General features: G+C 65.8%; 13 protein-coding genes. 3 read left to right on the top strand and 10 right to left on the bottom strand.

Features of this window, described 5'->3' with window-relative positions; genetic code table 11:
• Positions 1-33: 33 nt before the first annotated feature.
• A complete protein-coding gene (locus WG921_RS13195; RefSeq protein WP_340109709.1) occupies positions 34-1,155 on the top strand; it encodes a TRAP transporter substrate-binding protein in 1,122 nt (373 codons plus the stop codon).
• Positions 1,156-1,742: 587 nt separating this feature from the next.
• Positions 1,743-3,062, top strand: a complete 1,320-nt coding sequence (locus tag WG921_RS13190; protein WP_340109708.1) for an adenylate/guanylate cyclase domain-containing protein — start codon at positions 1,743-1,745, stop codon at positions 3,060-3,062.
• Positions 3,063-3,166: 104 nt separating this feature from the next.
• Here WG921_RS13190 and WG921_RS13185 read toward each other — a convergent pair whose 3' ends face one another.
• From WG921_RS13185 to WG921_RS13155, 7 genes are all read right to left on the bottom strand, one after another.
• A complete protein-coding gene (locus WG921_RS13185) occupies positions 3,167-4,873 on the bottom strand; it encodes an ABC transporter substrate-binding protein (protein WP_340109707.1) in 1,707 nt (568 codons plus the stop codon).
• 77 nt (positions 4,874-4,950) lie between these two features.
• Positions 4,951-5,226, bottom strand: a complete 276-nt coding sequence (locus WG921_RS13180) for a DUF2160 domain-containing protein (protein WP_340109706.1) — start codon at positions 5,224-5,226, stop codon at positions 4,951-4,953.
• Positions 5,227-5,389: 163 nt separating this feature from the next.
• Positions 5,390-6,274, bottom strand: a complete 885-nt coding sequence (locus WG921_RS13175; RefSeq protein WP_340109705.1) for a carbohydrate ABC transporter permease — start codon at positions 6,272-6,274, stop codon at positions 5,390-5,392.
• A 1-nt stretch (position 6,275) separates the two neighbouring features.
• On the bottom strand, positions 6,276-7,148 hold the full coding sequence (locus WG921_RS13170) for a carbohydrate ABC transporter permease (protein WP_340109704.1): 873 nt from the start codon (positions 7,146-7,148) through the stop codon (positions 6,276-6,278).
• The gene (locus WG921_RS13165; protein ID WP_340109703.1) at positions 7,145-8,230 is read right to left on the bottom strand and encodes an ABC transporter ATP-binding protein; all 1,086 of its coding nucleotides are present in this window, start codon (positions 8,228-8,230) and stop codon (positions 7,145-7,147) included. The genes WG921_RS13170 and WG921_RS13165 overlap by 4 nt, the downstream gene beginning before the upstream one ends.
• Positions 8,230-9,312, bottom strand: coding sequence for an ABC transporter ATP-binding protein (locus WG921_RS13160; RefSeq protein ID WP_340109702.1), 1,083 nt, complete (start codon positions 9,310-9,312; stop codon positions 8,230-8,232). Before WG921_RS13160 ends, WG921_RS13165 begins: the two co-directional genes overlap by 1 nt.
• A 416-nt stretch (positions 9,313-9,728) precedes the next feature.
• Positions 9,729-10,538, bottom strand: a complete 810-nt coding sequence (locus tag WG921_RS13155) for a cysteine hydrolase family protein (RefSeq protein ID WP_340109701.1) — start codon at positions 10,536-10,538, stop codon at positions 9,729-9,731.
• Positions 10,539-10,629: 91 nt separating this feature from the next.
• Here WG921_RS13155 and WG921_RS13150 point away from each other — a divergent pair, with 91 nt between their 5' ends.
• Positions 10,630-11,562, top strand: coding sequence for an AraC family transcriptional regulator (locus WG921_RS13150; protein ID WP_340109700.1), 933 nt, complete (start codon positions 10,630-10,632; stop codon positions 11,560-11,562).
• A 46-nt stretch (positions 11,563-11,608) separates the two neighbouring features.
• Here the strand turns inward: WG921_RS13150 and WG921_RS13145 are convergent, their stop codons facing one another.
• Genes WG921_RS13145 through WG921_RS13135 form a run of 3 tightly spaced genes read right to left on the bottom strand, consistent with a single transcriptional unit; the run spans position 11,609 to position 14,583 of the window.
• On the bottom strand, positions 11,609-12,781 hold the full coding sequence (locus WG921_RS13145; protein ID WP_340109699.1) for a M20 aminoacylase family protein: 1,173 nt from the start codon (positions 12,779-12,781) through the stop codon (positions 11,609-11,611).
• Between the two features lie 5 nt (positions 12,782-12,786).
• Positions 12,787-13,254: an L-2-amino-thiazoline-4-carboxylic acid hydrolase gene (locus WG921_RS13140; protein ID WP_340109698.1), complete on the bottom strand. Its 468-nt coding sequence runs from the start codon at positions 13,252-13,254 to the stop codon at positions 12,787-12,789.
• A gap of 21 nt (positions 13,255-13,275) precedes the next feature.
• Positions 13,276-14,583: an NAD(P)/FAD-dependent oxidoreductase gene (locus WG921_RS13135; protein WP_340109697.1), complete on the bottom strand. Its 1,308-nt coding sequence runs from the start codon at positions 14,581-14,583 to the stop codon at positions 13,276-13,278.
• Between the last annotated feature and the right edge of the window lie 3 nt (positions 14,584-14,586).

Genomic DNA, 14,586 nt, shown 5'->3' with positions numbered 1-14,586 from the left:
TGACTACAACTAAAAGCAGAGGAGGATGAAAAAATGAAATATCAGATGAAACGGATGCTGGGCGCCGTCGCGTTCGGCCTCGCGGCGGGCGCGCTGACGGTCCCGTCCGCAGAGGCGCAGGACAAGGTCTACAAGATGTCGATCCAGACCGCCGTGCCGAATTCGAGCCTCTATTTCAAGTTGACGCAGGATTTCGCCGACAACGTGCAGCGCATGTCGGCCGGCCGCCTCGACATCAAGGTGCTGCCCGACGGCGCCGAGGTCTCGGCGTTCGAGATCCTCGATGCGGTCAGCGCCGGCGTGGTGATGGCGGGCTACGCCTGGCCGCACTACTGGTCGGGCAAGAACTCGGCCTATGTGCTGTTCTCCAACGTTCCGGCCAGCACCGGCATGGACCAGCAATCGCTGATGTCGTGGTATTACGTCGGCGGCGGCAAGGAGCTTTACGACGAGCTGATGCAGGATGTCATGGGCTTCAACGTGCAGCCCTTCCTGATGCAGCCGATGGGGCCGGATCCGCTGGGCTGGTTCTCCAAGCCGTTCAAGGACATGGACGAATTCCGCAACATCAAGTTCCGCACGCCGCCGGGCATCGCCGGCGAGACCTACAAGGAGATGGGCGTGCCGGCCGTCGCCATGCCGGGCGGAGAGCTGGTGCCGGCCGCGCAGCGGGGCACCATCGACGCCGCCGAGTGGATCGGCCCGGCCGACGACAGGAATCTCGGCCTCGACAAGATCTGGGACTATTACTACCTGCAGGGCCTGCATCAGCAGACCGATATCGGCGAGCTGTTGATCAACAAGGACTTCTGGGAGGATCTGCCGGACGATCTGAAGGCCATCATCGAGAACGCGGTGCGCGCCAACGCCACCATGACCAACGCGACCAATCTCTATGAGAACGCCAAGGCGGTCGAATATTACGAGAAGGGCGGGATCAACGTTCTCGACACGCCCGATGAGTATTACCCGTTGTTCATCGAGGCGCAGAACAAGGTGGTCAAGGGGTATCTCGAGGGCAATCCCTTCTTCGCCAAGGTCTACCAGTCACAGGAAGAGTTCGCGAAGCTGGTCTATCCCTACCATTCGCGGATCATCACCCTTTACGACAACGTGGTGAAGGGCGCGGAAGCCGAGCGCGAGAAGAACAAGTAACGTCCTCGGGCGCCGCGGCGCCCGACAGAGCCGGCCCGATGCGTCGCATTCGGGCCGGCGTCTTTCCCGATCTCGATCCGCGCCATGCGGCGCGATTGAAGACGAGCGGTCCACATGAACATCTCTGCGGCGTCATGGGTTTCGAGACGTTGCGGCGCGCGCCCGAACGCACCGGCTTGAGATGGCGAGGGCCGGGAGTTCTACGCCAAGGGCGGACGGCTTTGGAGCTGGAGATCTCAACCGGAGCCGGTCAGTATTTCGCTGTTCATAAAGTATAGTTTTGCTATTATATAATACAGAGAGATTTGTATTGTCTGTATGGGGATATTTATATCTCCTTAATATAGCAATTAATCACGAAATTGTGTTGACAACAAGACTTGATGGCCGCCAATCCATCGGCGTGGCCTATATTGGTCGCCGGATCATATGGAATTGAGAGGATTCGACAGGAGGCCGTCGTTCTAAATTCACGCACGCAACCGGCGCGGAGATGGTTTTCATCGCTTCCGCGGGTCCGATCCTCATTCGCAAGCGCCATTGAGCTTGTCTTCGGACGCCGGCCGCCCGATGACCTGCCGCTGATCGTGCGGGCCGCGATCCAGGAGGATCAGCGCTTCAGCGAGATCTTCCTCTGTGTCTCGCAATTCGCGGCCGTCGCTTTCTTCGGCGTCTTTTATGCGCTTACGCCAAAGGCGTTTCCGGCGAGCGTGTCTTTCGAGCCGGTGCCGTGGGCGCTCGCGGTCTATGGTCTTTTCACGGCGCTCAGGCTCCGGCTGGCGCTGCGGAACCAGCTTTCCCCGCTCTTTCTGAGCCTCTCGGTGGTGATGGATGTCGGGGTCCTGATGCTGACGATCTGGAGCTTCCATCTCCAGTACGAGGAGCCGGCGACAATCTATCTGAAAGCGCCGACGCTGCTTTACGTCTTCATCCTCATCGCGCTCCGGACGCTGAGATTCGAGGCGGGCTACGTCCTTCTCGCCGGCGCGACGGCGATCATCGGCTGGCTTGTGCTGGTCGTCTATGCGGTTGTGACCGCGGGCGAGATGAAGATCACGCGCAGCTTCGCCGAATACATGACGTCGCAGACGATCCTGATCGGCGCGGAGGTCGACAAGCTGATCTCGATCGGCGCCGTCACGGTGATCCTCGCCGCCGCGGTCGTCCGCGCGCGCCGGTTGATGATCCGATCCGCAAGCGAGGCCTACGCCGCGAACGCGCTTTCAAAATTCTTCGAGCCGGAGGTGGCGCGCGAGATCCGCCACGCCGAGATCGGCCTCTCGCCGGGCGAGGCGGTGCGCCGGGAGGCTGCGGTGATGTTCCTGGACCTGCGGGATTTCACCGGGCTTTCGGCGCGCCTCCAGCCGGAAGAGACCCTCGCTCTCCTCCGCGCGTTTCATCGGCGCGTCGTGCCGGCGGTGCAGAACAACGGCGGCTCGATCGATAAATATCTCGGCGACGGGGTCCTCGCGACGTTTGGGGCCTCGCTGACGAGCGAGACCTACGCCGCGGACGCGCTCCGCACCGTTCAGGACGTTCTCGCCTCGGTCGAGGCGTGGAACGCCGAGCGCGCCATGGCGGGGAAGGAGAAGATCGGCATCGGCGTCGGCGTGACCGCCGGCGAGACGCTCGTCGGTGTCACCGGCGAAGAAAGCCGCCTCGAATTCACTGTGCTGGGGGAGGTCGTGAACCTCGCGGCGAAGATCGAGAAGCACTGCAAGATCGCGCGGCGGCCCGCGCTCGTCACGCTGGAGACGCTCGACCGCGCTCTGAGACAGGGATTCGCCGGCGAGGCCGATTTCGACAGGCTCCCCGAGCAGCAGGTGGCCGGGGTCGAGCGGAGGCTCGCTCTCGCCGCAACCGGGGCGCCCGACCTGGCGCGCCCGTCGGATCGACGCCTGGTCTGATCGCCGGCCAAGCCTCGGCGGCGCTGTTCAGGCGATATCTTGCGGCGGGTCGGGGCGGTGTGGCCGGGGCGCGGCGAGAGCGCGCCCCGGCCGGGATCGGGCTCTTACTGGTTCCAGGACTTGACCAGCTCGTCATAGCTGACGGTCTTGGGCTCCTCGTCCTCGTTCTCCAGCTTGGGCTTGGGGGCGCCCGGCTGTCCGAGCCAGTGTTCGGCCGACTCCTTCTCGTTCAGCACGGGGCCGAGATCGCCCTGGACGCCCGCGCGCTCCAGGCGCGCCATCACGTCCTCCATGTCGGCGCAGAGCTGATCCAGCGCCTGCTGCGAGGTCTTGGCGCCCGACATGGCGTCGCCGATGTTCTGCCACCACAACTGCGCCAGCTTGGGATAGTCGGGCACGTTGGTGCCGGTGGGCGACCACCGCACGCGGTCGGGCGAACGGTAGAACTCCACGAGGCCGCCCAGCTTGTCGGCGCGATTGGTGAAGTGGTCCGAGGCGATGGTCGACTCGCGGATGAAGGTGAGGCCCACGTCGGCCTTCTTCACGTCCACCGTCTTGGAGGTGACGAACTGCGCATAGAGCCAGGCGGCCTTGGCGCGCTCTTCGGGGGTGGATTTCATCAGCGTCCAGGATCCCACGTCCTGATAGCCGACCTTCATGCCGTCTTCCCAATAGACGCCGTGCGGGCTGGGCGCGAGGCGCCATTTCGGCGTGCCGTCCTCGTTCATCACCGCGTCCGAGGCCACCAGCGGCGCGACGAAAGTGGTGTACATGAACATCTGCTGCGCGATGTTGCCCTGTCCGGGAACGGGGCCCGCTTCGGAGAAGGTCATGCCGGCGGCGGCGGGCGGCGCGTAGTCGTGGAGCCACTTGATCGCCTTGTTCACCGCATAGACTGCGGCGGGCGAGTTGGCGGCGCCGCCCCGGTCCATGCAGGCGCCGACGGGCTGGGACTTGTCATTGACGCGGATGCCCCATTCATCGACCGGCAGGCCGTTGGGCTCGCCCTTGTCGCCCATGCCGGCCATCGACATCCATGCGTCGGTGAAGCGCCAGCCGAGGCTTGGGTCCTTCTTGCCGTAATCCATGTTCCCGAAGACCTTCACGCCGTCGATCTCGCGGCCGGTGAAGAATTCGGCGATATCCTCGTAGGCGGACCAGTTCACCGGAACGCCGAGGTCGTAGCCGTATTTCTCCTTGAAGTCGGCCTGGATCTCGGGATCGCTGAACCAGTCGTAGCGGAACCAGTACAGGTTCGCGAACTGCTGGTCGGGGAGCTGATATAGCTCGCCGTCGGGCGCGGTGGTGAACCGCGTGCCGATGAAATCCTCCAGGTCGAGCGTGGGGGAGGTGACGTCCTTGCCCGCGTTCGCCATCCAGTCGGTCAGGCTGCGCACCTGCTGATAGCGCCAGTGCGTGCCGATCAGGTCGCTGTCGTTGACATAGGCGTCGTAGATGTTCTCGCCCGTCTGCATCTGCGTTTGCAGCTTCTCCACCACGTCGCCTTCGCCGATCAGGCTGTGGTTGACCTTGATGCCGGTGATCCTGGTGAAGGCCGGGGCCAGAACCTGGGCCTCGTATTCATGGGTCGCGATGGTTTCCGAAACGACGTTGATCTCCATGCCCTGAAAGGGCTGGGCCGCATCGACGAACCACTGCATCTCGGCTTCTTGCTCGGCGCGCGACAAGGTCGAGATATCGCCGATCTCCGCGTCGAGGAACGCCTTCGCGGCGTCCATGTCGGCGAACGCCGGACCGGCCAGCCCGAGGGCGAGCCCGATCGCGGTGGAAGACTTCAACAAGACGTTCATTATTATTCCTCCCTTTGTTATTCGGCAGGCGGAACGAAGCGCCCCGGCGACGGCCGCCGGAGCGGGATTCGCGCGACCTAGACCCAGCGGAAGACCACTGCGGCGAAGCCGAGACAGAGTACCAGCGCCCAGGCCTGCGGAAAAGGCGTCAGACCGAGCCACGCGAGATTGATGAAGGCCGAGCCGAGCAGCGTGATGAAGAGCCGGTCGCCCCGCGTCGTCGCGATCCGGAGCACGCCCTTGCGGGGCGTTTCGGGGAACCTCACGGCGAGAATCGAAAAGGTGATCAGAAGCAGGGCGATCACCGCGAAGAAGGCCGCCGTGGGCCAGGTCCAGGCCATCCAGTCAAGCATTATCGACGTTTCCTCCATGTGGATGTCCGCCGGCCCCGGCGTCAGGCTATCATCCCGAAATCGGAACGCCACCCGGCGTCAGAATGCGCCTCGATCACTTCGGCGTCATCAGCGGCTGCGGATGCGGCGAACCCGATAAAGGCGACGAACGACGATGGGCGCATCACACGCGCCCCAACGCAAAGCCCTTCGCGATGTAGTTGCGCACGAAATAGATCACGAACGCCCCCGGAAGGATGGTCAGCACGCCGGCGGCGGCCAGCACGCCCCAGTCCACGCCGGCGGCGCCGACCGTTCGGGTCATGACCGCGGCGATCGGCTTGGCGTCCACGCTGGTCAGGGTGCGGCTCAGCAACAGTTCGACCCAGGAGAACATGAAGCAGAAGAACGCGGCGACGCCGATCCCGCTGGAGATCAGGGGCATGAAGATGCGGATGAAGAACCGCGGGAACGAGTAGCCGTCGATATAGGCGGTCTCGTCGATCTCGCGGGGCACGCCGCGCATGAAGCCTTCAAGAATCCAGACCGCCAGCGGCACGTTGAACAGGCATTGCGCGAGGGCGACCGCGATATGCGTGTCGAAGAGGCCGATGGAGGAATAGAGCTGGAAGAACGGCAGCGCGAACACCGCCGGCGGGGCCATGCGGTTGGTCAGCAGCCAGAAGAACAGGTGCTTGTCGCCCATGAAGCTGTAGCGGCTGAACGCATAGGCGGCCGGCAGCGCCACCACGAGGCTGATCACCGTGTTCTGGACCGCGTAGATCAACGAGTTGACGTAGCCCATGTACCAACTGGCGTCGGTCAGGATCAGCGCGTAGTTGGCGAAGGTCAGGTCCTGCGGCCAGAGCGAGAACGCGCCGAGGATCTCGGCGTTGGTCTTCAGGCTCATGTTCACCAGCCAGTAGACCGGCAGCATCAGGAACAGAAGATAGAGCCCCATCGTCACCGCGGACCCCGAAGGGCGAAAGCGGCGCGGCGCCGTGCGCGGCTTCTCGATGGTCATGGCGCCGTTCGCGGGGCCGGCGCCGGGAAGCGCGGTGTCGGTCATGTCACCCGCCCTCCCTTTGATCGAGCGTGGTCATCACCGTGTAGAACACCCAGGAAATCGCCAGAATGACCAGGAAGTACATCAGGCTGAAGGCGGCCGCCGGGCCGAGGTCGAACTGCCCCAGCGCCATCTTCACAAGGTCGATGGAGAGGAACGTGGTGGCGTTGCCCGGCCCGCCTCCGGTGACGACGAAGGGCTCCGTATAGATCATGAAGCTGTCCATGAACCGGAGCAGGATCGCAATCATCAGAACGCCGGACATCTTGGGCAGTTCGATATGGCGGAACACGCTCCAGCGGCTGGCCTGGTCGATCTTGGCGGCCTGATAATAGGCGTCGGGGATCGAGCGCAGGCCGGCGTACGCCAGAAGCGCCACCAGCGACGTCCAGTGCCAGACATCCATGACGATCACCGTCACCCAGGCGTCGACGGTGTCCCGCGTGTAATTGTAATCGACGCCCAGCGCGTCAAGCGTGTAGCCGAGCAGGCCGATATCGACGCGCCCGAAAATCTGCCAGATCGTGCCGACCACGTTCCACGGGATCAGCAACGGAAGCGACATGGTCACCAGGCAGACCGACGACCAGACGCCCTTCTTCGGCATGTTGAGCGCCACGAAGATGCCGAGGGGCACCTCGATCGCCAGAATGATCGTCGAGAACATCGCCTGCCGCCCCAGCGCGTTCCACATCCGGTCGGAGGACAGCATGTCCTCGAACCAGCTGAGCCCGGCCCAGAAGAAGACGTTCTGCCCGAACGTGTCCTGCACCGAGTAGTTCACCACGGTCATCAGTGGAATGACGGCGGCGAAGGCGACGAGGATCACCACCGGCAGGACCAGGAACCAGGCCTTCTGATTGACGGTCTTGTTCATTGCGGTTGCTCCTCCGAGGCCGCCACGCGCCAGTCGTCCGCATAGACGTTGATGGCGCCCGGCTCGAACGTGATGCGGTCGGCGCCGGCCGGGATCGCCTCGCCCTCGTCGACGATGGCGTTCACCTCGCTCCCCTCCACGTCCAGCCGGACGATCCTGTGGCGCCCCACATCCTCGATCCGGCGCACGCGGGCGGGGACGCCGTCCCCGCCTTCGCGCAGGCGGACGAATTCCGGGCGCACGCCGATCTGCATGCGCCCGGACGCGGTGTAGACGCCGCCGAGATCCACCGGCGCGCCGGCCACGAGAGCCGTGCGCCCGTCGATCCGCGCGTCGAACAGGTTCATGCCCGGCGAGCCGATGAAATAACCGACGAACGTATGCGCGGGCCGCTCGAACAGTTCCTGAGGGGCGCCGATCTGCACAACGCGCCCGTCATGCATCACCACCACCTTGTCGGCGAAGGTCAGCGCCTCGGTCTGGTCATGGGTCACGTAGATCATCGTGTGCCCGAGGCTGCGATGCAGCGTCTTGAGCTGCGTGCGCAATTCCCATTTCATATGCGGGTCGATCACGGTCAGCGGCTCGTCCAGCAGCAGCGCATTCACGTCTTCGCGGACCATGCCGCGCCCCAGGCTGATCTTCTGCTTGGCGTCCGCCGTCAGGCCGCGGGCCTTCCGGTCGAGTTGCGCCTCCATGGCGATCATCGCGCCGACCTTCCGCACCCGGCGCTCGATCTCGTTTGCGTCGAGGCCCCGGTTCTTGAGCGGGAAGGCCAGGTTCTCGCGAACCGTCATCGTGTCGTAGACGACCGGAAACTGGAACACCTGCGCGATGTTGCGGTCCGCGGTGGGCGCGGTCGTCACATCGCGGCCGTCGAACAGAACGCGGCCCTGCGACGGGATCAGCAACCCCGAGATGATGTTGAGCAGCGTGGACTTGCCGCAGCCCGACGCGCCGAGAAGCGCGTAGGCGGCGCCGTCGGCCCAGTCGTGATTCAGCTCCTTGAGGGCGAAATCGTCCTCGGAGCGCGGGTTGGGCAGGTAGGAATGGGCCAGGTTGTCGAGGGTGATCTTCGCCATCACGCGACCTTCGCGTAGGAGGCGCCGGCGACGAGCGCGCCGTCCTCGGCGAACAGATAGACGCGGCTCGGGTCGAGATAGACCGGAAGCGGCTGTCCCGGCTGCAGATCGCGGACACCCTGGATCAATCCGATCCAGCGGTCGGCGCCGTGGTCGAGATGGATGAAGGTTTCCGAGCCGGTGATCTCGGTCACGCTCAGCGTGGTGTCGAAGCGGATCGCGCCCGCGCTCGGCTCCAGCGTCAGGTGGCTGGGGCGGAACCCGGCCAGATAGCGCCCCTCGGGCAGCCCTTGCTCGATCTCCAGTCCTTTGAAATCCACGCCGGCGCGGCGGATCGCGCCGCCGCGCTTTTCCAGTTGAAGGAAATTCATCGGCGGGTCCGAGAACACCCGCGCGGTCGTCGCGTCCGCCGGCTGACGATAAACCTGCGCCGTGGGGCCGAATTGCGTGACCCGCCCCTCCCAGAGCGTCGCGCAATTGCCGCCGAGCAGAAGCGCCTCCTCCGGCTCGGTCGTGGCGTAGACGAAGATCGAACCGGTCTTCTCGAAGATGCGCGGGATCTCGGCGCGGAGCTCCTCGCGCAGCTTGTAGTCGAGGTTGGCCAGCGGCTCGTCCAGAAGGACGAGGCCCGCGTTCTTGACCAGGGCGCGCGCCAACGCGCAGCGTTGCTGTTGCCCGCCCGACAGCTCCAGCGGCTTGCGGTCCAGCAGCGGCGTGATCTGCATCAACTCCGCGGTCTCGCGGACGCGGGCGTCGATCTCGGCGCGGCCGATCCCCATCAGCTTCATGGGCGAGGCGATGTTGTCATAGACGCTCATCGACGGGTAGTTGATGAACTGCTGATATACCATCGCGATCTTGCGGTCCTGCACGCGCTGGCCGGTCACGTCCGCGCCGTTCCACATGATGCGGCCCTTCGTCGGCTGATCCAGCCCCGCCATCAGCCGCATTAGCGACGTCTTGCCCGCCAGCGTCGGCCCGAGAAGCACATTCATGGTGCCTTTCTCCAACGTCAGGGACGTCTCGTGGATATGGGGCCGGCCGCCTACGACAAGCGTCACGCCGTCAAGTGTCAGTGTCACGCGGTTATCTCCTTTCTGGCGTCATTCGGCGACGAATGCTGACCCGCCCCCGTTTCGGGGGCCGCAAGTGAGAAGGACCCATCCTTCCACGGCTGCCATTATTTTGTGGCGCGCGCAATGGCTGTCGGCGCGGAGCCCTCAAGTTACGCAGACGTCGGCGCCGTCGTCGAACCCGCCGGCAGGGGGCGCCCGCCGCCCTCCGCCCGGACCATGGGCGGCGACAGCTTCGGCGGCTCGGCGGATATGTCCTGATGGTCGGGATGCGCGCGGGCCGGCAGGGTCGGACGCCGTCCGGCGGGCGAAGGGCGCGGTCATCGGCTGCGAAATGGATCGCGCCGCCGCCTTCGGCGTTGAGGCGAGCGGAGGGAATCGTGGGGAAGCCGCGCGGGCGGCTCCCCCCATGGCGGGCGTGGAGATTACAGCGCCTCGATCCGCGCCGTCGCCTCATCCGTCGTCCAGAGCGCATTGGCCATGTAGCGAAAGTTGGTCAGGGCCGCGAGGTAGCCGTCGCCTTCGGGGAGCTTCGCCGCCGCCGTCGCGTCAGATACGACCGCAACCTCAAACCCCTGCTCGAGCAATTCGCGCAAATGCGATTCCGTGCAGAGATTCGCGGACATCCCCGCCAGCACGACCTGGTTCACTCCGTGCTTGCGCAATTGCAGGACGAGATCATTGGTCTCGGGCCCGTAGATCTTGTGCGGCGAGGTGACGATGGTCTTCCCGTCCTCGATGAACTCCTTGTATTCCGGCATGAAGTCGGCGCCCGAGCCGGCGAAGCCTTCAAGGTCGAGCGGGCCTTTCCGGTCGAACATCCCGATGGCGTGCATCAGTTTTTCGAGCGCGCCCTCGAATTTCCATCCGTGGTCGGTGGGGTAGTAATAATGGGGAGAAACCGCGACGGTCAGGTCTTTCGCCTTCGCCGCGCGGAACAGGCGGCCGATATTGGCGACGGTCCCCAATTCCTGGACGCTTTCACCGACGACTCCCCATGTCACGCCATCCGGGCTGAGAAAGTCGATCTGAGGATCGGTGACGACGACGGCGACTTCGCCCGCCCGCAGTTTCATCGTCGAAGGCGGAAGCGCCGGCTCCGCCGGGGGCGCGTAGGCGTCGTTTTGCGCGACGGCCTCGGTCGCCGTGGCCGCCGCGAGCGTGGCGGCGGTTCCCAACAGCGCGGCGCGGCGGGTGACGTCATGATGAGAGGTGTGATCGTGATCAGAGCACATTCTGGTCTCCTTGCTTAAGCGAGACCTGATAGATAAACCTCGAGATGTTCGGTTTCGTCTCGAAGATGTGCGGGCTGTGGCAGACACGCGATTGGATTCGGTCTTTGAGGCGATGGTGGTCGAGACCACCCCGTTCTCGCTCTGCGAACTGGCGCCGCGGGGATGGCTGTCCATGCCCCGCGCTCCCGCCGCCAGCCTGCACTATGTCCTGTCGGGCGAGGGCGCGCTGCATATGCCCGGCGTTCCGCCGGTCGGAATCGCTCGGGGCGACCTGATTTTCGTTCCGGCGGGCGGCAGCCATTCGCTTGGCGCGTCCGACGGGAAGTTCGTATCCTTCGCCGAATGCAAGCCCGCCGGCCTCGGCCTCGCGCATCACCGGTCGGGCGGCGACGACGCGGACGGAGATGCGACCGGACTCGTCGTTCTGTGCGCAAGCGTCTCGATCGGCATCCGCGGCGCCGGTCCGGTGATCGATCTTCTTCGCGAGCCGGTCATCGAGCCGGGCCGCGACGCGTCGGTGACCGCTTCCGCCCTTGAGTTGATCGTCGCCGAGATCATGCAGCCGCGGATCGGCTCTCGGGCGATGGTTCGCGCGCTGCTTCTGCAATGCGTGATCGAAGCGATCCGGCGGCGCGTTGAAGCGCGGAGCGGCCCGATGCGCTGGATCGCGGCGCTGGCGGATCTGCGATTCTGGCCGGCGCTCTCGGCTGTTCTAAGCAATCCGAGCGCGCCGCACAGCGTCGAATCGATGGCTGAGCTGGTCGGCATGAGCCGGTCCCGGTTCGCCGAGCATTTCCATCGGAGCTTCGGAGCGGCCCCGATGGAGATTGTCCGCAACCTGCGGCTTCAGCACGCCGCGCGCCTTCTGCTTGACGGCGGCGTGGGGATCGCGCGGGTCGCGGAATTGTCCGGCTACTCCAGCCGGAGCCATTTCACACAGCAATTTGAAGCCCGGTTCGGGATGTCGCCCGGCAAGTACCGCCGCTCCTTCAGCGACGAGAAGATGTCTGGCGACCTATCCTAGGCGCGATCGCGCCGCCGCCAGACATCGCTCCCCCGCCGGGGGCGCTTCATCCGCCGACGCGAAGCCGCTGGCGCACGAGCGTCGTCCAGTAGGAGCAGCCCCAGGCGATGACTTCGTCGTTGAAGTCATAGGCGGGATGATGGAGCCCCGCGCTCGGGCCGTTTCCGACGAAGATCATCGCGCCCGGCCGCTCGTTCAGCATGAACGAAAAGTCTTCGCCGCCCATGGAGGGGGACCAGGCCGTGTCCACGCGCTCGGCCCCCGCGACCTCGGCGGCGGCCGCTGCGGAGCGTTCGGCGCCCACCTCGTCGTTGACCGTGACCGGATACATCCGGATGTAGTCGAGCGTCCCCTTCGCGTCGAACGCGTCGGCGATGCCCTGGACCGCGCGGCTCAGGCGGCGCTCCACCATGGTGCGGACCTCCTCGTCCAGCGTCCGCACGGTTCCGGTCAGCTCGATCGCCTGCGGGATCACGTTGAAGGCGTCGCCGCCGTGGATCGTCGTGATCGAGATCACCGCCGATTTCAGCGGGTCGAGATTGCGCGAGACGATCGACTGCACCGCCTGCACCAGCGCCGAGGTCGCCATCAGCGGGTCCGTGGTCTGGTGCGGGAAGGCGGCGTGGCCGCCGACGCCTTCGATGGTGATGCGAATCTCGTCCACCGAGCCCATGATCGGTCCGGGACACACGGCGAATTCGCCCAGCGCGAGGCCGGGCTTGTTGTGCATGCCGTAGACCTCCTGCATCGGGAAGCGCGTCAGCATTTCGTCGTCGATCATCGCCTTGGCGCCGGCCCCGCCTTCTTCGGCCGGCTGGAAGATCACGGCCACCGCGCCATCGAAATTGCGGCTTTCGGCCAGCTCCCGCGCGGCGCCCAGCAGCATCGTGGTGTGCCCGTCATGGCCGCAGGCGTGCATCTTTCCGGGAACCTCGGAGGCCCACTCGACGCCCGACGCCTCCAGGATCGGCAGCGCGTCCATATCGGCGCGCAGGCCGATCATCCGGCCCGAAGCGTCGGTGCGCCCGCGAATGATCCCGACGACGCCGGTGCGCCCGATCCCCTCGTGCACCTCGTCGACGCCCGCCGCGCGCAGCGCCTCGGCGACGCGGCTGGCGGTGCGGGTGACATCGTAGAGCAACTCGGGGTTGCGGTGCAGGTCGCGGCGGAACTCGGTCAGGTCTGCGATCTGTTTCGATACCCAGTTTTCAACGGCCATTGAGATCAATCCTTCTTCATGCGGTAACGAAAGTCGCAGTGGCTGGCGCCTTTCATGATGGTTTGCGTCCGGGTCAGCTCCATGTCGGGGTTGTAGCCGACGCAGAAGTCGCCGTCCCGGTTGCAGGACAGAAGATGACCGATATTCCCGAGGCCCATCTCCTTGTACATTTCGGAGTAGCGGCAGCGGACCACGTTGAAGTCGAGCTTCTCCTCGTCCGCCGCCAGCACTTCGATCTGAAGCGCGTCGTCCTTGGTCCAGAGCGGCATGATGTCGAGAAAATCCTTGAGCGTCGGCTCCCGCCCCAGCGCTTCGGCGAAGCCCTTGCCGTGCTCGATGGCGGAATTGGAGACGGCCTCGCCGATCACGGATTGCGCTTCCTCCTCGCCCATGCGGGCCTTCAGCACTTCATAGACGTGCTTGAGGATCAGCGCCTCGATGCGGCGCCGCTCCAGAATGCCCATGTCGTTCATCTGCGTCTCCTCTCGAAAGGATCAGTCGAAATTCGGCTCTCTGCGGTCGGCGCGCTTCAGCCAGGCGAGATACCATGGCGCGATGCGGCGCGCGATCGCATGGGCCGCGAGCGGGCGCGGCTCCGAAGGCGGCAGCGCCAGCTCCGTCTCCGGCGCGCCCGCGACGGCGGCGGCCATTTCGCGGCCAAGCGAGATCGAGAGCGCGACGCCCCGCCCGTTGCAGCCGATCCAGGCCCAGCCGTCGGGGCCGAGCCGATGGATGCGCGGAAAGCGGTCCCAGGTCATGCCGACATAGCCGGACCAGACATGGGTCATCTTCGGCGCGCCGAGATCCGGGAACGCCTCGGCCAGGCGCCCCGCGGCGGTGGCTTTCACGCGTTCGGCCGCGTTCCACGGCCCGAGCACCGCGCCCCCGGTGATGAGGCGGTTGCGCGCGTCATAGCGGAAGAAGCGGAGATCGCCGCGGGTGTCTGAGACCGCCTGCCGCCCCGGCAGGATCGCCTTCCGCAGATTGTCGCCGATCGGCTCGGTCGCCATCTGCCAGGAGAGCACCGGCACGATGCTCCGCGCCAGCCTTGGGGCGAGCGACGGGGCGGCCTGATCGGTGTAGGCGTTGGTGGCGAGGATCAGTGCGCGGGCCTTCACCGAGCCTTCCGCCGTCCGCGCGCGCCAGAAATCGCCCTCCCGCGCCCAGCTGGTCGCGGGGCTGTCCTCGTGGATCACCGCGCCGCGGCGCTCGGCGGCGGCGGCGAGGCCGCGCGCCAGCCCCAGCGGGTTCACATGGCCGCCGGTCGGGTTGAACATGCCGCCATGCCAGAACCGGGAGCCGAGCACCTTCTCGGCTGCGTCCGCATCCAGCAATTCCGCCGGGAAGCCGAGCCGGCGCCAGGCGTTCACCCGCTTCTCGCTGAGCCGGATGCGCCCGGGGGAGTGCGCGGGCTGGAACCAGCCGGCCTGCTCGGCCTCGGCCTCCGCCTCGATCCCCTCTTCGCGCGCGGTGTCGAAGAGGTAGCTGGCGCTCGCGCCGACCAGCCGGGCGAACCGCTCGCCGGCGGCGCCGTGCCGGGCGATCATCGCATCCGGCTCGGCGGCGGTCAGAATCGGGATCACCTGCCCGTTGTTGCGCCCCGACGCGCCCCAGCCGACCGCGTTCGCCTCCAGCAGAACGACGCTCAGGCCGCGCCGCGCGAGGTGCAGCGCGGATGAGAGGCCGGTGAAGCCGCCGCCGATCACGACCGCGTCGGCCTCGACCTCGCCCTGCAGCTTCGGCTTGGGCGGGCGGGGCGCCGAGACCTCGGCCCAGATGGAGGGAGGAAAGGATTCGATCATGAT

Source organism: Paludibacillus litoralis, assembly GCF_037646705.1.
Lineage (GTDB): Bacteria > Pseudomonadota > Alphaproteobacteria > Rhodobacterales > Rhodobacteraceae > Pikeienuella > Pikeienuella litoralis.
The sequence above is the reverse complement of the archived record's forward strand: the minus strand, read 5'-3'. Positions and strand labels throughout refer to the sequence as shown.